Origin of the sequence: Streptococcus sp. HMSC078H12 (genome assembly GCF_001814615.1) — a bacterium.
Lineage (GTDB): Bacteria > Bacillota > Bacilli > Lactobacillales > Streptococcaceae > Streptococcus > Streptococcus salivarius_F.
On sequence record NZ_KV817344.1, the window covers coordinates 1 to 205 of the forward strand.

The window sequence follows — 205 nt, forward strand, 5'->3', positions numbered from 1 at the left end:
GTATCTGTTCCAGCTACTTCACGTACAGTGTAAGTGTGCGTACCTTCAGTTGCATATGAGATTGAATCAAATTGGATTGAACCATCAGCCGCATTCTTCTTAGTTTGGATCACATTGCCGTTTTCAAGCAATTCGAAGGTGAAGGCATTTGCTTCAAGAGTCTTACCTTCCAAACGTTTTGTGAAGCGGAATTGTGCTTGTGTTG

Annotated in this window: 1 protein-coding gene; it reads right to left on the reverse strand. The window is 42.0% G+C overall.

Features of this window, described 5'->3' with window-relative positions; genetic code table 11:
• A partial coding sequence (locus HMPREF2979_RS09175; RefSeq protein WP_148132244.1) for a Spy0128 family protein occupies positions 1–205 on the reverse strand: 205 nt, incomplete at both ends.